The organism is Deinococcus sp. LM3 (genome assembly GCF_002017875.1).
GTDB lineage: Bacteria > Deinococcota > Deinococci > Deinococcales > Deinococcaceae > Deinococcus.
In genome coordinates this window covers 762656-781334 of the sequence record NZ_MUFV01000001.1, presented here as the reverse complement: position 1 = coordinate 781334, position 18679 = coordinate 762656, and the positions used below count along the sequence as shown (strand labels likewise).

The window sequence follows — 18679 nt, the reverse complement described above, 5'->3', positions numbered from 1 at the left end:
CCCCCTCATGGGGATTCCGTCTGTTTCGTCGACAATTCGGAACCGCACCGGTCTGCCAACTCCACGCCCGGAGGGACGTTTCTCTCCCACTCTGCGGGGCAGCTCTACGAGTCGCATCCGCTCGGACCCAGTGGCTCTACAAGCCACTCAACCGGAGTCCGGATCATACGGATTCCGTCTGTTTCGTTAACAACCCGGAACAACACCGGGTTGCCAACTCCACGTCCGGAACCCGTTTCTCTCCTTCTCGCTTCGCTCGGATTGAACGGTCTTTGCAGCCCATTCAATCGGAGTCCGTATCAATGGTCACGCAGCCAGGACAGCAGTTCGGCGCGGCCCAGCGGCGGCGTGATCGCATACCCCTGCGCGGCGTCGCAGCCCAGGCCGCGCAGCATGTGCAGCTGCTCGCTGGTCTCCACACCCACGGCCACCACGCCCAGCCCCAGCCGGTGCGCCAGGTCGATGGTCCCTTGCACCAGCGCCAGCGACTTGTCGTCGCCCGGCAGGCGGGCCGTCAGGGTCGGGTGCAGTTTCACGGCGCTCAGCGGGAAGCGCGTCAGCGACGCGAGGCTGCTGGCCCCGTCCCCGAAATCGTCCACGCTCAGGCGCGCGCCCAGGGACCGCAGCTGCTCGAGCAGCCCCAGCGTCTCCTGACTGTGATCGAGCAGGCTGCCGGCTGCCACCTCGATATCGGGGGCACCCTCGGCGGACAGCAGCGGCAGCAGGCGGCGCAGACCGGCGCTGCGGCGCAGTTCCTCCAGCCCCAGGTTCACGCTGACCGTCCAGTCCCCGTACCGTTCCGGCAACGCCGAGCGCACCGCCGAGCGGCCCAGCACGGCCTCCTGCACCACCCACTCGCTGATGCTGGTGATCAGGTCGCTGCGGCTCGCCAGATCCAGGAACCGGTTGGGGCTCAGCATGCCCAGCGTCGGGTGGTTCCAGCGCAGCAGCGCCTCGGCACTCACGGGCCGCCCCTCGCGCAGCGAGATCGCCGGCTGGTACAGCAGCGTGAACTGCTCGCCCTCGACCGCGCCGCGCAGCGCCTCTTCCAGCTCGAAGGCGCGCGCCACCTGCTCGCGCAGGTCCGGGTTGAACACGCTCACCTGATCACGGCCCTGCCGCTTGGCGTGCTGCATGGCCACCTCGGCGTCCCCGAGGGCCACGTCGCCCGGCACGCCCGCCGCCAGCATGACCACGCCCAGCGCCACACTGACCGACACGTCCCGCTGACCGACCCGCAGCGGCACCTGCTGCAGCGCCGCCCGCACCCGCCCCGCCGCGCCCAGTGCGTCCAGGCCCGGCAGCGTCACCGCGAAGGAATCGTCCGCCAGTCGCGCCGCCTGCCCGCGCGACTCGTTGGCCAGGTCGTTCAGGCGCGCCGCCACCTGAATCAGCAGCCGGTCGCAGGCCGTGCGGCCCAGCGCGGCGTTCAGCGCCCCGAACCCGTCGATGTCCAGGCACACCACGCTGCCCGCCCCGCCCGCCACGTTCAGCGCCTCGCGCAGCCCGGTGCGGTTCAGCAGCCCGGTCAGCGAATCGTGCCGCGCGTCGTGCCGGATCTTCGCCTGCGCCCGGCGCAGCGCCGTCAGGTCCCGCAGCGTCAGCAGCACGCTGCCGCGCGCCCCGCCGGCCTCGCCGCCCACGCCGGTGGCGCGCAGCTCCATCTGCCGCACCGTGCCGTCCGGCAGGGCCAGCAGCACCTCGCGCCGCAGCGGCAGCGGCACGTCCTTCCAGTCCGGCATGACCAGCGGTTCGCCTTCCGGCGTGAACAGCCGCACGCCCAGCTCTCCCAGCACCCGCGACACGCCCAGCCCCACCAGTCGCGCGGCCTCCACGCCCAGCAGCGCCGACGCCCGCTCACTGACCAGCTGCGCGCGGCCCAGGTGATCCACCAGGATCGTGGCGTCCTCGGACAGCGCCAGCACCTGCGTCATCACGCCCAGCGGCGCGCGCCCGTCACGGCCTCCCGCCTCGCCCTGCGCGACCAGCAGCCCCTCCTCGGAGGTGCGCCGCACACTGAGGGTCAGCGTGCCGCCCCCCTGCAATTCCACCTCGGCGCGCGCCGCGCCGCCCGTCGCGGCCAGCCGCACCAGATCCCGCACCGTGTCCGACGGAACGTTCGCGAAGCACGGCCACGCCCACAGCGGCGCGCCCGTCACGACCGGCGACGCCGCCGGCAGCAGTTCCAGCAGCCCGTGACTGGCCTGCAACACCGCCCCGGAATCCGACAGCAGCGCCGCCGGGGTATCGGTATCCAGCAGCGCCGAGACCCGCGCGGCCCGCTCGTACTCGCCCGTCACGTCCTGCAGGGTCAGCATCACGCCCGCCACCGCCCCGCCGTAGTACGGCCGGGCCTCGCCGCGCACCCACACGACCGCGCCGCCCCGGCGCACCTGCTCGTCCGGCAGCCGTACCGAGCGGCCCGCTCCGGCCTGCGCCAGCACCTCCAGGAACGCCTCACGCCCCGCGAACACCTGCTGCACTCCCTGACCGACCACCTGCGTTTCAGGCAGCCCGAACAGCTCCAGGAACGGGCGGCTGACCTTGCGGAACGTCAGTTCTCCCGTCAGCCACGCCGTCGCCACCGGCAACTGCGTGACCAGCACCTCGGTCTCGCGGTTCGTGCCGTCCACCCGCGCGGCCGCCAGCAGCATCGTCAGCACCTGCACGGCCGCCGCCGGCACATCGCCGTCCTCGGTCCACAGCAGGCCCAGCAGCGCTCCGTCCCGCGTGAGCCACGTCATCTCTCCCCGGTCGAACCACTCGTCCGGGGGTACCAGGTCCGGCCCGACCGACTCGGCCGGCGCGTCGGCCCGCACGCGCAGCACCTCATCGCCCAGCGAGGCCAGCAGCGTCGCCTGCGGCGCATGCACGCGCAGCAGGTCACTCAGGGTGGCGTGAACAGCTGAAAAAGTAGCAAGGGGAGTCACTTCTGGATTACCTCGCGTTCCGGAGCCGCGCAGCGGCGAACGCATGAAAGACGCGGATGAGGACAGCGGGAAGCAGGTGCAGGGACCAGCGCGGGCCGGTCACGCGGCGGGCAGGACCGGTCCTATCGTGTCACCTCAAGTCTTACCACCTTCATGCAAGCCCGGCCCCGACCTCCCCCCCCGCTCCGGTACGCCCGCGCCCGGCGCGCACTATCCTGAAGGCATGAAGCACAAGCTCTCCACCCTGGTCGCGCAGGCCCGCGGAGGCCGGGTCGTCCGCACCCCCTTCCTGGACGGCGACGACATCGACCGCCGACTCCTGACCGGCGACGACCTGAACCACAGGATCGCCGGCGGCTTCCCCGACGCCCGCCGCGTCATCCTGACCCTGCACCCCGCCCACATCCCCGAGGTGGACAGCGGCGTGCAGGTCTACCGCGTCACGCCCGAGGACGCCGCCCCCCACTGGGACGCGCAGGACTTCAGCGTGCAACTGCGCCGCCTGGAACTGGACGAGGAGCAGCTCGGTGACCTGCGCGAGGACCGCGGCGACTTCCTGATCGCCGCGACCGGCAAGGCCGCCCAGACCCTCGCCGCCCTGACCGAACTCGGCGGACGGCAGGTCACGGTGCAGCCCGTCGGCGAGAGCGCCGGCAAGAGCAGCAAGGTGCGCGAGGTGGTCGTGCCCTCCATGCGCGTCGACGTGGTCGGCGCCAAGGGCTTCGGCGTCAGCCGCGCGTACTTCCAGCAGGGCATCGACGGCGGCAAGGTCCGCCTGAACGGCAGCCCGGCGCGCGCCAGCAGCGAAATCCGCGAGGGCGACAGCCTCAGCGCCGACGGCCTGGGCCGCATCGACTTCAAACGCGTCGTGAACGAGACCCGGCGCGGAAACTACAAAGTCGAACTCGACGTTCACAAGTGACGCCCTCACAAGTGACGCCCCCACAAGTGACGCCCCCACAAGTGACGCCCCCACAAGTGACGCCCCCACAAGTGACGCCCCCACAAGTGACGCCCCCACAAGTGACGCCCCCACAAGTGACGCCCCGCCCGTGATCGACCTCACCACCCGCAACCCCGCCCTGCAGCCTGAACAGCTGACCCGCGACCTGACCCCCAGCCAGCGTTACGGACAGGTGCGGCTCAGCACCTACACCCCCAACCCCGCCTACCCCAGCCAGGAACAGGCCCGCACGGCCGTGCAGGTCTTCCTGAAAGGCGCGCAGGTGCGCCCCGGCGGGTTCCGGCTGTTCCGCCGCTCCAAACCCGAGGGACGCGGCCTGTACCTCGACGGCGGTTTCGGCGTCGGCAAGACCCACCTGCTGGCCAGCGCCTACCACGCCGCGCAGGGTGAACGCGCCATCATGAGCTTCCAGGACCTGATGTACATCATCGGTGCGCTCGGCATGACCCGCGCCGTCGACGCCTTCCGCCAGCACGACCTGCTGCTCATCGACGAATTCGAACTCGACGATCCCGGCAACACCCACATGGCCAACACCTTCCTCGGGCAACTCATGCCCGGCGGCACCAGCGTCATCGCCACCAGCAACACCGAACCCGGCGCGCTCGGCCAGGGCCGCTTCAACGCCAGCGACTTCCAGCGCCAGATCCAGGGCATCGCCGACCGTTTCGACACGTGGCGCATCGACGGCCCCGACTACCGCCAGCGCGGCGTGCGCCCCGAAGACACCCTGACCAGTGCCGAGTACGACACCTGGGAAGCCCGCCAGAACCCCGCCACGCTGGCCCGCCTCACGCACCGCGACCTGAGCCGCCACCTGCTGCTCGTGCACCCCAGCCGCTTCGGCCGCCTCCTGGCGGACGTGCAGGCCATCGCCATCACCGACCTGACCCCCATGCCCGACCAGAACGTCGCCCTGCGCTTCGTTCACTTTATCGACAAGCTGTACGACCTGGGCCTGAGCGCCGCGTTCACCGGCACCAGCCTCACCGGGCTGTTCAGCGACACGTACCGGCACGGCGCGTACGCCAAGAAGTACAGCCGCTGCCTGTCCCGCCTGTCCGAGATGCTGCAGGAAGCCCGCCAGCCCTGACCCCCGGAGTGTCCATGCACGACCTGCCGAACGACCTGCCCATCAGACGCTTCAGCCGCCGTGACGGCCTGCCCGGCACGCAGGTTCACGCGCTGACGTGCGATCACCTGGGGCGGTTCTGGTTCGCGGGGTCCAGTGGACTGGCCAGCTACGACGGCGTGAGGGTCCGCCGCTACCAGCAGCGCGACGGCCTCTCGACCCACGGCCTGCGCGCCCTGGCCGCCCGCCCCGGCGCGCCTCACGAACTGCTGGTCGGGAGCGACGCCGGCGTGGACCTGCTGGACCTGCGCGAGATCGGCCCGCCCCGCGTGCGGCCCCTGCTGACCACCCCCACCTGGACCGGCGGGCGGGTCGAGGCACTGCTGCCCGACCCGGACGCCGGCAGCGGCCTGTGGATCGGCACGGCGTCCGGCCTGTACCGCTGGGACCCGGACAGCGGCGCGCACCCCGTGACCGACCCGACCCTGGCGGGGCAGCACATCACCGCGCTGGTCCGCAGCGGCCCGCTGGTCTGGGCCGCCACGCAGAGTGGCAGCCTGCACTGCCACGCCCCCCAGCCCGGCGGCGCGCAGGGCGGCTGGACCGTTCCGGACCCGGCGCCGCTGCCGGGCGGGGCGATGACGGCGCTGTGCGCCGCGCCGGACGGCACGCTGTTCATCGGGGGAAGCCGCCAGCTGACCGAACGGGCCCCGGACGGCGCCGTGCGCGCCACGCTGCCGCTGCCCGCCCCGGTCACGGCGCTGCTGTTCCAGCCGCCCAGCGAGACGCACCCGGCGGAACTGTGGGTCGGGGTGGGCGCGCAACTGCTGACCTTCCGGCGCGGCGCGAGCGGCTGGCAGGCCCACGGCCCCGCGCTGTCCGAGGGCCGCGTGAACGCCCTGCACGGCGACCCGTTCGGGAACGTCTGGGCCGCCACCGACAGCCGGGGGGTGCTGCGAGTCAGTGCGCTGCGCCGCGTGTACCAGCGCCCCCTGACCCCCTCCCCGCAGGCCGCGTACTCGGTGCGGCCCGGCGGGCCACGCGGCTGGCTGATCGGCACCGAGCAGGCGCTGTGGCGCTTCGAGGAGAACGCGACCCCGCCGTCCGGCTGGCAGGCGCAGGTGATCGCGGACCTGCCCGCCGTGTGGGACACGCTGGAACTCGACTCCGGCGAGCGGTGGTTCGCCACGCAGCAGGGAGTGTGGCGCGCCGCGCCGGGGCAGGCCCCGCAGCCGGTCGCGCCGGACGACCCGGAAGCGCAGGCCCCGGCCCGCGCGCTGCTGTGCCTGCGCGGCAGGCTGTGGATCGGCACGGTCCGGGGGCTGCTCAGCGTGCTGCTGGCCGACCCGCAGGCCCCGCTGCGCCGCCACCTGAGCGGCGGGACGCCCCTGGGCTACGTGTACACCCTGTGCGCCGGACACGACGGCACCCTGTGGATCGGCACGCTGGGACAGGGCCTGTGGCGCGAACAGGACGGACCGCTGAGCCGCGTGACCGACCCGGCGCCGGACCTGCTCGGCGCCACCGGGAACGTGTACGCCCTGGCCCCCTGCGACGACGGCGACCTGATCGCCGTGCAGGACAACCGCGTGCTGCGCCTCGGGGCCGGCGGTAACCGCCTGCTGGCACGCAGCGAGGAGGCCGTGGCCGGCTGGACGCTCCTGGTGCAGGGCGACCGCCTGTGGGTGGGCGGCAGCGACGGCCTGTTCGAGTACGACGCCCGCAGCGGTGAGCGGCGCCGCCAGGGCAACTGGCCCGGCGCGGACAGCTGGGAATTCACCACCAGCCGCAGCCTCGCCGCCGGCCCCGGCGCGCTGCTGTGCGGCCTGAACACCGGCCTGCTGAAAGTGGACCTGACGGAACTCGCGCGCCTGACGGTACCGCCGCCCCCCACCCTGGCCTCGCTGGAATTCTGGCCCGGCCCGGCCCCGCTCCCCCCGGAAGTCGCGCAGGCCAGCGGGGCCGGGCCGCACACGCTGCCGCAGGGCCACTGGGGCCTGGAAGCCTGGCCCGCCTGCCCCTGGTACCTGGACGAGGACACCCTGCGCCTGCGTCACCGCCTGCTCGGCTGGGAGGCCGACTGGTCCGCTCCCCACCCGCCGGGACCCATCCGGTACCAGTCGCTGCCCGCCGGACGCTACACCCTGCAGGTGCAGGCCTTCGCGCCCCTGACCGGCTGGAGCGCCCCGCAGTCGCTGCTGCGGCTCCACGTGCAGCCACCCCGCTGGCAGCGGCGGCTGTACGCCGCCTTCACGACACTGACCGGCCCCTTCCTGCAGACCCGGCGACTGCGCCGCCAGAACCTGGCGCTGGAACAGCGGGTCCTGGAACGCACCCGCGAGGTCGAACGCGCCCACGACGCGCTCCTGAACGCCAACCGGGAACTGCACACCCTGTCCCTGACCGACGCGCTGACCGGCGTGCCCAACCGCCGCCAGTTCGACGCCGCGTGGCAGCAGGCCGCCGCGCAGGTGCAGGCGGGACACTCGGTGACGCTGGCCCTGCTGGACATCGACCACTTCAAGGGCTTCAACGACACCTACGGACACCAGGAGGGCGACCGCTGCCTGCAACGGGTGGCCGGCGCGCTACGCGGCGCCCTGCGCGGCCCCGCCGACCTGCTCGCCCGCTACGGCGGCGAGGAGTTCGCGGTGATTCTGCCCGGAGAATCGCTGCGCGACGCGGCCGGCGTCATCGAGCGCCTGCGCCGCAACGTCGAGGAGCTGGGCATTCCGAACGCCGCGTCCCCACACGCCACGGTCACGGTCAGCGTGGGGGCCGTGACCGTGGCGCCCGGCGCGCCGGGGCTGCCCGCAGACTGGCTCAGTCTGGCCGACGCCGCCCTGTACCGCGCCAAGGACCTGGGCCGTAACCGCGTCGTCCATGACCGCCCCTGATCCGCACTTCCCACGCCCCGCCCACGGCCCACCCGTGGCCCCCCGCTTCAGGCGCTGCGGCGGCTGCGTTTCTCGGCTTCTATGGCGCGTTGAAGATCCTGGATCTGGCGCAGCATGTCGAGTTGCTGGGCGGGCGGCGCGGCCGTCAGCTGGGTCTTGAGGTGGGTGACCTCGGCGCGCAGGGCGTCGATGCTCATGCTGACCTGAATGTCGTCGACGGCGGTGGCGGCGTACGCGCCGACTTTCTGTTCGTACTGCTGGCTGTTCTCGCGGCTGATGCTGCCGGCGTCCCGGCCCTCGAACATCAGGCGGATCAGGAGTTGCTCCTCGGGCTGCCCCCGGAAGATATCCAGCACGCCTTCCGGGGTGGGGGAGCCCTGCAGGGCCAGCATGACCTTGCGGACCGTCTCGTTACGCCAGGGGGTACTGCCGTCCAGTTTCGCGCGGAGGCTGGGGTCGACCAGCAGTTGCCGCAGCAGGGCCATCTCGCGGTCCTCCTCGCCCCGGTGGCTACTCATGCCCGCCAGGTGCGTGTCGGTCAGGACGCGGCGTTTGGCCTTGCTGGCAATCCATTCCAGCAGCGCTTCGGGCTTGATGCCCAGCGTCTCGCAGGCGGCGGCGCGCACGCCCTCGGCAATATCGTCGAGGGGGTCGAGGTTCTGCATGCGGGGCAGGAGTTCCATCAGGATGCGGCGTTTGCCCTCGCTGGTGCCCACTCCGTGTTTCTCGATGGCGGCCTGCACGCGGTAGTGCACCTCGTCGAGGCCGCCGCCGATGGCCTGCCGCAACTGCTCGTCCCCGCCGGCCAGGAGGGTGTCGGCGGGGTCCTTGCCGCTGGGGACGCTGGTGGCCCGCACGCGGAACTTGGCGCCCAGCACCTGATCCAGCCCGGACAGCGTGGCTTTCAGGCCCGCCTCGTCACGGTCGAACAGCAGCACGAGGCTCTGCGCGCCCAGGCGCTCCAGCAGCGTGGCGTGCTCGGCGGTCAGGGCGGTGCCCAGACTGGCGACCGCGCCGGTGAAGCCGTGCTGGTGCATGGTGATCACGTCCATGTACCCTTCCACGACCGTCAGTTCCGCGCCGCTGCCCAGGCCCGCGCGGGCCTTGTCCAGCCCGTACAGCAGTTCGCCCTTGCGGAACGCGTCGGTTTCCGGGGTGTTCAGGTACTTCGGTTTGCTGTCGTCCAGCACGCGCCCACCAAAGCCCACCAGTCGCCCCAGGTGATCGCGGATGGGGAACATCACGCGCGCACGGAACCGGTCGTACACCCGCCCGGACTCCGGGTTCTCGATCAGCAGCCCGGCCTCCAGCAGTTGCCGTTCCGTCAGGCCCTTCACGCGCGCGTGCTTCAGCAGGCCGTCCCAGCCGTCCGGCGCGAAGCCGATCTCGAACGACTCGATGGTCGCGTCCGTCAGGCCGCGCCGCCGCAGGTACGCCAGCGCCCCTTCACCCGCCGCGCCGGTCAGGTGCTCGCGGAAATACGCCAGCGCAAACGCGTTCACGTCGTACAGGTCGCGGTTACTGCGCTCGCCGTACTTCGCCTCGACCTGCACCCCGGCCCGCTCCGCGAGTTTGCGCAGCGCGTCCCCGAAACTCAGGTTCTCGGTGCGCTGCACGAAACTGAACACGTCCCCGCCCGCCTTGCAGCCGAAGCAGTAGAAGTACCCCTGATCCGTATCCACCTGGAACGACGGCGACTTCTCCTTATGAAACGGGCACAGCCCCTTCAGGCGGCCCTTCCCGGCAGGGGAAAGGCGCACGTACTCGCCCACCACCTCCGCAATGTTCAGGCGTGAACGAACCTCTTCTTTCGTTCCCATGCAACCTCACCCCCCCTGGACAGGCCGCCCGCACAACTGCGCAGGCGGCCCGGTAGACCCGCAGTGTACTCCACCCCCCGCCCACACCGCTACACCCCGAATTGTGCGTCTGGCACGAATAAAAACATGAGAGGCGCGGCGAGGGCCGTGCCACACGCACCCGCCCGCGTGAACGCACGCCCAGCGCTCCCTTCAGACCCCATGACCGCCCCTGAAGGCCCCCCTCACACCCCCGACCACCACGCGGCGCACCCTGAGGGGCATGAACTCCTACAAGGTCAGCCAGCACGACACCACCCACGGCAAAGACGGCGAACATCACCTCGTGAAAGGCCAGCACAGCCACATGCGCCTGTGGCACCGTGAGGAACCCAACGCCGACAAACCCCAGAGCACCAACCCCTACGAAACCCTCGGATACGTCATCGAGGGAGCCGCCGACCTGATCATCGACGGGCAGAGCATCGCCCTCCAGCCCGGCGACTCGTACCACGTGCCCGCGAACACGCCCCACACCTACCGCATCACGCAGACCCTCACCGCCGTTGAAGTGAACACCCCCGGCACCGACAAGTAACAGAAGACCCCTCACCCTTCCGCTGCTTCGCAGCTCCCTCCCTCTCCCCACAGGAGAGGGAATTTGCATGCCCGGCTACACACAGTCCCGCAACTCAAGCCGCGCTCAACCCCCGCTCAATGCGCCTTCAGACCCCCATCACGCCCCGCACCCCCCCACACGCCACGCTGAACGCATGACCGACCAACCCCTGAAAGGCAAGACCATCGCCATCCTCGCCGCCGACGGAGTCGAGCAGGTCGAACTCGTGAAACCCCGCGAGGCGCTGGAAGCCGCCGGGGCCACCACGCACCTCATCAGCCTCAAGAGCGGGCAGATCCAGAGCATGAAAGGCGACCTGGAACCGCAGGACAAATACGACGTGGACCACACCGTCACGCAGGCCAACCCCAGCGACTACGACGGCCTCCTGCTGCCCGGCGGCACCGTCAACCCCGACAAGCTGCGCCTGGACGCCTACGCCATGCAGTTCGTCCGCGCGTTCTACGACCACGGCGCACCCATCGCCGCGATCTGCCACGGCCCCTGGAGCCTCAGCGAGACCGGCATCAGCAAGGGCCTGAAGATGACCAGCTGGCCCAGCCTGAAACACGAACTCACCCTCGGTGGCGCCGAATGGGTCGACCAGCCCGTCGTCGTGGACAGAGGCATCGTGACCAGCCGCAACCCGGACGACATTCCCGCCTTCATCGAGAAGATGATCGAGGAATTCCAGGAAGGCGACCACAGCAGCAACCGCTGACCCCACCCCACCGACCCCAACGCAGCACAGCGGCCCTTCCATTTCTGGGAGGGCCGCTGTGCTGCTGCACACTTGCCTGGGCTGGAACGCCTGGGATTGAACGGCCTTGCCAGCCATTCAATCGGAGTCCGTCTTACTTGCCGCCCCCGATGCCGATGCCGATCCCGACACCCACGCCCACACCGACGCTGACGCCGCCCGACCCGCCAGCCGACCCGCCAGCCGACCCACCGGCCGACCCACCGGCCGACCCGGCTGCCGACCCGTTCCCGGCAGCGCTGCCCGAGCCGCCGCCCGTCGCGGGAACCGAACCAGCCCCGGCCGCCGCGCCCGAGACGAGTACCTGCACCAGCGTCCGCGCGCCCGCCTGCGTCTGCACCGCCACGTTCTCCAGACGCACCGCGCCCGAAGCGTCCACCAGCACGCGACCTGCCACGTCATACGTTCCCGCGCCCGCACCGCCCGACACGACCACGTCCGTCACCAGCGCCGCCTGCGCGCCACCCGCCCAGCGGCCCGCCGCGTCGAACTGACCCAGCACCTGCCCACGCGCGTCCAGCAGCGTCACCACGCGACCCTGCAACGCCGCGCGACCCTCGGCCGCCGCGCGCGCCAGCACCTGCCCCTCCGCGCGGATCGCGCTGCCCAGGCTCACGCCCGCCCCGCGACCCGACACCACCAGCGACTCCAGCGTCACGCGCCCCTGCGCCGCCGCGCCACCCGCCAGCCGGAACGACTGCTGCGCCCCGTTCTCGAACGTCACACGCGCCGTGGCCGCCGCGCGACTCGCGCCGCTGAACACCACCTGACCCGCCCCGTTCACCGTGCCGACCACGCGGCCCTGCGCGTCCAGCAGCACCACCGCGCTCGCCTGAACCGCCACGCCCGCCGAAGCGGCCGCCGCCGCCGAACCCGACGCGGACCCCACCGCGGAACCCGCCGCCGCCAGCGACACCGGAGCCAGAAGAGAGACCGTCATTACTACAGGAAAGAGAATTCGTTTCATGGTCACATCCTTTCCGGGCACCACAACCGCCCGGTGAAGCGGACTATAGAAAACGAATCTGAAAAGAATATGATTGACCCGAACTATATAGAAAGCGACGAAAGATCAATGATCCGCAACCGGAATCATTGAGCGCACCCCCGGCCACACCACCCACGCCGGACGCCCCCACTTCACCAGACCCCCCACAAAAAACCCTCAAAACACCCCCCCACACCCCTACACTGCACCCCATGACCCGACCCTGGCTCGTCACCGGCCTGACCGGCACCCTCGCCCCGCACGTCGCCCACGCCCTGCAAGCACAGGGGCACACCGTCACCGGCTGGGACCGCCACACCACCCCCGCTGACGACAGCGCCGCCGCCCACGCCTACCTGCAAGCCCTGAACCCCCAGGGCATCCTGCACCTCGCCCTGGGCAGCGAAGCCTGGGCGCACGCCCTCGCCACGCACGCCCACACGCACGACCTGCCGTTCGTGTTCACCAGCACCGCCATGGTCTTCGACCACCACCCAGACGGCCCACACCACCCCACCGACCCCACCACCGCCCAGGACGACTACGGCCAGCTGAAAGCCCGCACCGAACACGCCATCCGCACCGCCCACCCCCGCGCCGTCATCGCCCGCATCGGCTGGCAGATCCACCCCACCGCCACCGGCAACAACATGACCCAGCAACTCCAGGCACAACACGACCAGAACGGCCATATCCGCGCCAGCCGCCACTGGACACCCGCCACCTCCTTCATGACCGACACCGCCCACGCCCTCGCCACCCTCGCGCAGGACGGCACCACCGGCACCGTCCACCTGGACAGCAACGCCCACGACGCCCTCACCTTCCCGGAACTCGTGCGCGGCCTCGCCCGGCACCTGAACCGCGACTGGGTGGTCGAGGAGACGGACGACTACACGCACGACCAGCGGCTCGTGGACGACACCACCCGCCTGCCCAGCCTGCGCGAACGCCTCGGGTTGGCGTAAAGGTCACTTGAGATCAGTAGGCGCCTGTTCCGACTGAGTGGCGTGCTGCCCCACCCCCCCAGCCCCCTACCCCAGAGGCGCAGGGGGAGCAGTCGCTGCGCTCGGCAAGAGGTTCTACTGACACCATTAGATCTCCTGCGAAAGTGGGTTTTCGGCAACCTCGTTTCTTCGCTGTCGTCTGCAAGAAGGAATCCCTGCGCATGTTCAGGAGCTGGGGTGGCTTTCGCGTGAGATTTATTAAAAAATTATCAAATATATTATATCGCGAGATTGTTAACTGAAAATTAATCTCGTAAAACTAACTTCTCAAATTCATCAATGTTTAATACTGCCCTTCTAATCGACCTGTAGTCGTCCTGAGGTACTTCAATAAATGATTCCGACTCATCACCTGTGTCAAATAAGCCTTTTGGCGCATTTGAAGTATTTAGCAGTTCTACATAGCAGCCATAATCGATCTTGAATACCGTAAACCTTTTTCCCGGCTGATCTTTTGCGGACGAACTTCGTTTTAATATGTGCAATACGCGAGAATCGTATAAAAATGCCAAAAGAGGATTTGTTTTTGCTGAAGACTGTGGAACGAGAAAGGCGCGAGCTTTCCTTTGACCTATTATCTCATCTATTATATGCCGCAGTATTGATTCGGCTTTGCTATTGGCTGAGATTGTCTGCTCTTTGTCTCGCTGATACCACCTTCTTGCTGCATTGCGAATTATAGGAATTGAAATTTGATCCCCGTCGGCAGCTTGAGCTGCCATCATCGCAATATTTATTGCATCGCGAGGCACCCCTTCTGCTGCCTTAACTAGCTCATCGAAAGCATTTGACTGCGTGAAAGCCTTTCTGATGAAATCTGCTGAGTTAAGTATATTAAGTTCAGGATTTTCGGTTTTAAGGTGTTTGTAGAAAAGATTGCTAAAAAAGCCTGCTGCTTTTGCGGCATCATTATCAAAAACCATGAAATCGTCGAGATTAACATCAGCGGAAATATCCGCCCCTAGTTCTAGGCCCAGATAATTTTTCCCCGATATGTTTAATAGAAAATTAGATCTCTGCTCAATTGCGGCGATCTTTACGCTAATCTGCCTAACAGTCATATAAGATCGCTTGAGCATGTCAGCTAGATAAGGTTGTAATTCTTCTGGAATCGCGCTCCATTCGTCTAGAATGATATACAGTCTTTTATCTAGCAATTCCAGTAGAGAGCTAATTGGTTTATGGGTTGCTCCAAAGTGCACATTGGCATACATCATACCCTTTTTTGCGGTTTTCTCTAAAGTTTTTTCTTCACTAGTATTCGAATTAGTATTCGAATATTCTATCAAAGGATCCTTCCCTGCCGCTATCTTTAATCCGCTCGAAGAATTCCTATTTCGGGTGTCTCCCGCTTCAGTCTCTGAAGAAATTTCCCCTGTTATCTTTGTTGAATCTAAAGCAGCTGCAAAACTACTTAAATGTCCGGTGGCAATTGTGAATTTCTCGTTGCTATCTAATAGGCCCGGATTCATTACAGTAGTTTGGAGCTTATCATGTATTTCATTGCTAACATCAATGAGTAGGCGAGAAACCCGCTCGCTAATAGGCAGGCTTTCGTCATTATAAATTGAACCGTTTGATCCTATGGTGCGTAAATCTATATATATAGATAGGTTTTCTTTATTAGAAACGCTTTTGGAAAGATAAGTGAGCGCATGGGTTTTTCCTGTTCCTCGACGGCCGTAAATAACTTGATGATCGTAAGAAAGAAGCATGCTTCCGATCATGCCGGTATCGACGAATGTGTCAACTAATAGCTGGGCTTCGGACTGCTCAGCTCTACGAACTAGTCCTGACATCGCCATATTAATCAAGCTGGCCATGCCAAATCATAACATGTAAAAAAGTGTAGTAGGATCTTGTGTCTATTATCTAGGTACGCTTAAACTCCCCCCCAATCATCCATGGTGGGCAGCTGCACACAAAATTCCTATCGCCGTTGTCTACTCTATTATCGTTGGGCCAACATTTCCACTGCTTTTGCATGCTGATAGGGTAGGCGGCGGTTTCGCGACTGTACGCGCGGTTCCAGCCCATCTCGATCAGGTCGGCCTGAGTGTTGGGCGCGTGCGTCGCGCACGACGGCTCGGGGCTGGCGTCCCCACAGTAGTCGGGACAGAATGGGGCACAGCAGAAAGCCTCCCAGTCAGGGAGGCTCTCTGATTCACGGACGCTCTGGGTTTACGCCTCGATGTAGTCCTCAACCGGCGGGCAGCTGCACACGAAGTTTCTGTCGCCGTAGACGTTGTCCACGCGGTTGACGCTGGGCCAGTACTTCCACTGTTTCTGCGTACTGGTGGGGTAGGCGGCGGTTTCGCGGCTGTACGCGCGGTTCCAGTCCATGTCGATCAGGTCGGCCTGGGTGTGGGGCGCGTGCTTCAGCGGGCTGTCGGCGGCGGTGATCAGTTCGTCCTGCACGTCCTGAATCTCGCGGCGGATGCCGAGCATGGCCTGGATGAATCGGTCGAGTTCCGCTTTGGGTTCGCTCTCGGTCGGTTCGATCATCAGCGTGCCGGGGACGGGGAAGCTCATGGTGGGGGCGTGGAAGCCGTAGTCCATCAGGCGCTTGGCGACGTCCTCCTCGGTTATGCCGCTCTCGGCCTTCAGGGGGCGCAGGTCGATGATGCACTCGTGCGCCACACGGTCGTTGCGGCCGGTGTACAGGACGGGGAACGCGCCTTTCAGGTGGTGGGCGATGTAGTTGGCGTTCAGCAGGGCGACCTGCGTGGCGACTTTCAGGCCGCGTGCGCCGAGCAGGCGGATGTACAGGTAGCTGATGGGGAGGATGCTGGCGCTGCCGTACGGCGCGGCGCTGACGGCCCCCGTGCTGCTCTCGCTGGTGGGGCGCACGGCGTGGTTGGGGAGGAACGGGGCGAGGTGCGCCTTGACGCCGATGGGGCCCATGCCGGGGCCGCCGCCCCCGTGGGGAATGGCGAAGGTCTTGTGCAGGTTCAGGTGAGACACGTCGCTGCCGATCAGGCCGGGTTTGGTCAGGCCGACCTGGGCGTTCATGTTCGCGCCGTCCAGGTACACCTGCCCGCCGTGCTGGTGGATCAGTTCGCATGCTTCGGTCACGCGTTCCTCGTACACGCCGTGCGTGCTGGGGTACGTGATCATCAGCGCGCCCAGGTTCTCGCTGTGCTTCTCGGCCTGGGCTTTCAGGTCGTCCATGTCGATGTTGCCGTCCGCGTCGGTCTTCACCACGACGACCTGCATGCCCATCATGGCGGCGCTGGCAGGGTTCGTGCCGTGCGCGCTGGCGGGAATCAGGCAGATGGTGCGGTGGCTCTCGCCCCGGCTCTCGTGGTACTTGCGGATGACCAGCAGGCCCGCGTACTCGCCCTGCGCGCCGCTGTTCGGCTGGAGGCTCACGGCGTCGTACCCGGTGATGTCCGCCAGCCACGCCTCCAGTTCGGTCAGCATCTCGGCGTAACCCTCGGTCTGGTCGGCGGGCGCGAAGGGGTGCAGCTGGCCGAACTCGGGCCACGTCACGGGAATCATCTCGGTGGTGGCGTTCAGTTTCATGGTGCAGCTGCCCAGCGGGATCATGCCGTGCGTGAGGCTGTAATCCTTGTTCTCCAGGCTCTTCAGGTAGCGCAGCATGCCGTGCTCGCTGTGATGCGTGTTGAACACCGGGTGCGAGAGGTAGTCCGAGGTGCGCTTCAGGTCGGCGGGAATGCCGTCCACGGCCTGCGCGTCCAGCGCCAGCACGTCGGCGGCGCGGCCCGTGATGACCTCGATGATGTCCGCGAGGTCGGCCACGGTGACCGTCTCGTCCAGGCTGACGCTGACGCGGCCCTCCTCGTAGCGGAGGTTGATGCCCTTGCCCTCGGCGCGGGAGCGGATGGCCGCGCTGTCCCCGTCGAAGGTGACGGTGTCGAAGAAGCGGCGGCTGACGTTCAGGCCCGCGTCACCCAGCGCGGCGGCCAGGATGCCCGTCAGGCGGTGCGTGCGCTCGGCAATCGTGCGGATGCCTTCGGGGCCGTGGTAGACGGCATAGGCGGCGGCCATGTTCGCCAGGAGGGCCTGCGCGGTGCAGATGTTGCTGGTGGCCTTCTCGCGGCGGATGTGCTGCTCGCGCGTCTGCATCGCCATCCGCAGCGCGGGGCGACCCTTCACGTCCCGGCTCACGCCGATCACGCGGCCGGGCATGGAGCGCTGGAAGTCGCTGCGGCACGCCAGGAACGCCGCGTGCGGCCCGCCGAAGCCCATCGGAACGCCGAACCGCTGCGCGCTGCCGATCACGATGTCCGCGCCCATCTCACCCACGGGTTTCACGAGGGCGCTGGCCAGCAGGTCGGTCGCGGCGATCAGCAGCCCGCCGCTGGCATGCACACGCTCGGCGATGGGGGAGAGGTCGTGCAGGTCGCCGTACGTGCCGGGCGTCTGCACGAGTGCCGCGAACGTCCCTTCGGGCAGTTCGGCGTCGGCGGGTCCGGTGACGATCTCGAACCCGAAGTACTCCGCGCGGGTGCGGATCACGTCGATGGTCTGCGGATGCACGTCCTGCGCGACGTACAGCGTGTTGCCCTTGCTCTTGCCCGCGCGCTTGGCGAGGGTCATGGCCTCGGCGGCGGCGGTCGCCTCGTCCAGCAGCGACGCGTTGCAGACGGGCATGGCGGTCAGGTCCATGATCGCCTGCTGGAAGTTCAGCAGCATCTCCAGGCGACCCTGCGAAATCTCGGCCTGGTACGGCGTGTACGCGGTGTACCAGCCGGGGTTCTCCAGCATGTTCCGCAGGATCACGCCCGGCGTGTGCGTCCCGCTGTACCCCATGCCGATGTAACTGCGGAACACCCGGTTCTTCGCCGCGACCGCCTTCAGGTCGGCCAGCGCCTGCGCTTCCGTGACCGGGCCGCCCACGTTCAGGTCACCCTCGAAGCGGATGCTCTCGGGCAGGGTCGTGTCGCTCAGCTCATCCAGGCTGCTCACGCCCAGCTCCGCCAGCATGGCGGCCTGCTCGGCCTCGGTCGGGCCGACGTGACGGTCGAGGAAATCAGCGGTCTGAAGCAGATCAGTCAGGGAACGGGTCATGGAGTACTCCTGGGGGTGGGGCGTCGGGGGGGCATGGCGGCGCTGCGGCTCACCCCTTCCCGACCTCCCCCCGGTCAGGCGGAGGGAGGCAGACGTGTGAGCCTCTCTGGGCTCCCTCCCCCTTCAGGGGGGAGGGCTGGGGAGGGGGTGCTGCGGGAACGCGCGGCCCGCTGGGGGGTCAGTTGTTCGCGGCTTCGTACGCGGCGGCGTCCATCAGGTCGCCCTCAATGGTCACGTCGAGTTTGAACAGCCAGCCGCCCTCGTAGGGGCCGCTGTTCACGAGTTCGGGCGTGCCGGTCAGTTCGTCGTTCACGGCGACGATGGTGCCGCTGGCGGGCGCGTAGATGTCAGAAGCGGTCTTGACGCTCTCGACGACGGCGACGGTCTCGCCGGCGGTGACGACGCGGCCCACTTCGGGCAGTTCGACGTACACCACGTCGCCCAGCTGGTCCTGCGCGAAGTCGGTGATGCCGACGGTCCCGTCAGCGGCGAGCCATTCGTGCGAGGCGGCGTACTTCAGTTCGGTGGGGGTGTTCGTCATGGTCGTATTCTCCGGGTTTCGGGGGTGGGGGGTGTGTGCGGGGGGGCCGCAGTGCGCGGGAGGCGGGG

Annotated in this window: 12 protein-coding genes; 6 read left to right on the top strand and 6 right to left on the bottom strand. The window is 67.5% G+C overall.

Translation table 11 applies throughout. From position 1 onward, the window contains the following. Positions 1-299: 299 nt before the first annotated feature. On the bottom strand, positions 300-2930 hold the full coding sequence (locus BXU09_RS21850; protein WP_276205829.1) for an EAL domain-containing protein: 2631 nt from the start codon (positions 2928-2930) through the stop codon (positions 300-302). Positions 2931-3153: 223 nt separating this feature from the next. Here BXU09_RS21850 and BXU09_RS03585 point away from each other — a divergent pair, with 223 nt between their 5' ends. The 3 genes from BXU09_RS03585 (at position 3154) to BXU09_RS03570 (ending at position 7863) form a co-directional block, all read left to right on the top strand. Further along, positions 3154-3852 carry a S4 domain-containing protein gene (locus BXU09_RS03585; protein ID WP_078300637.1) on the top strand — a complete coding sequence of 233 codons (699 nt, stop codon included), beginning with the start codon at positions 3154-3156 and terminating at the stop codon, positions 3850-3852. Between the two features lie 130 nt (positions 3853-3982). Continuing rightward, positions 3983-4987 carry a cell division protein ZapE gene (gene zapE / locus BXU09_RS03575; RefSeq protein ID WP_078300635.1) on the top strand — a complete coding sequence of 335 codons (1005 nt, stop codon included), beginning with the start codon at positions 3983-3985 and terminating at the stop codon, positions 4985-4987. Between the two features lie 14 nt (positions 4988-5001). Then, on the top strand, positions 5002-7863 hold the full coding sequence (locus tag BXU09_RS03570; protein ID WP_078300633.1) for a ligand-binding sensor domain-containing diguanylate cyclase: 2862 nt from the start codon (positions 5002-5004) through the stop codon (positions 7861-7863). A gap of 47 nt (positions 7864-7910) precedes the next feature. Here BXU09_RS03570 and dnaG read toward each other — a convergent pair whose 3' ends face one another. After that, positions 7911-9683: a DNA primase gene (gene dnaG / locus BXU09_RS03565; RefSeq protein ID WP_078300631.1), complete on the bottom strand. Its 1773-nt coding sequence runs from the start codon at positions 9681-9683 to the stop codon at positions 7911-7913. Between the two features lie 262 nt (positions 9684-9945). On the opposite strand from dnaG, the gene BXU09_RS03560 reads away from it, so the two are divergent. Both BXU09_RS03560 and BXU09_RS03555 read left to right on the top strand, forming a co-directional pair. After that, positions 9946-10260, top strand: a complete 315-nt coding sequence (locus BXU09_RS03560; RefSeq protein WP_078300630.1) for a cupin domain-containing protein — start codon at positions 9946-9948, stop codon at positions 10258-10260. Positions 10261-10435: 175 nt separating this feature from the next. Next, on the top strand, positions 10436-11002 hold the full coding sequence (locus tag BXU09_RS03555; protein WP_055364631.1) for a type 1 glutamine amidotransferase domain-containing protein: 567 nt from the start codon (positions 10436-10438) through the stop codon (positions 11000-11002). Positions 11003-11135: 133 nt separating this feature from the next. Here the strand turns inward: BXU09_RS03555 and BXU09_RS20090 are convergent, their stop codons facing one another. Continuing rightward, positions 11136-11981 carry a hypothetical protein gene (locus tag BXU09_RS20090; RefSeq protein WP_144011960.1) on the bottom strand — a complete coding sequence of 282 codons (846 nt, stop codon included), beginning with the start codon at positions 11979-11981 and terminating at the stop codon, positions 11136-11138. Positions 11982-12241: 260 nt separating this feature from the next. Here BXU09_RS20090 and BXU09_RS03545 point away from each other — a divergent pair, with 260 nt between their 5' ends. Continuing rightward, entirely contained in the window at positions 12242-12997 is a 756-nt protein-coding gene (locus tag BXU09_RS03545; protein WP_078300627.1) for a sugar nucleotide-binding protein, read from the top strand. Between the two features lie 284 nt (positions 12998-13281). Here BXU09_RS03545 and BXU09_RS20085 read toward each other — a convergent pair whose 3' ends face one another. From BXU09_RS20085 to gcvH, 3 genes are all read right to left on the bottom strand, one after another. Next, entirely contained in the window at positions 13282-14859 is a 1578-nt protein-coding gene (locus BXU09_RS20085; RefSeq protein WP_144011959.1) for a hypothetical protein, read from the bottom strand. A gap of 358 nt (positions 14860-15217) precedes the next feature. Then, positions 15218-18070 carry an aminomethyl-transferring glycine dehydrogenase gene (gene gcvP, locus BXU09_RS03535; protein ID WP_078300625.1) on the bottom strand — a complete coding sequence of 951 codons (2853 nt, stop codon included), beginning with the start codon at positions 18068-18070 and terminating at the stop codon, positions 15218-15220. A 178-nt stretch (positions 18071-18248) separates the two neighbouring features. After that, positions 18249-18611: a glycine cleavage system protein GcvH gene (gcvH, locus tag BXU09_RS03530; protein ID WP_055363871.1), complete on the bottom strand. Its 363-nt coding sequence runs from the start codon at positions 18609-18611 to the stop codon at positions 18249-18251. Positions 18612-18679 lie beyond the last annotated feature (68 nt).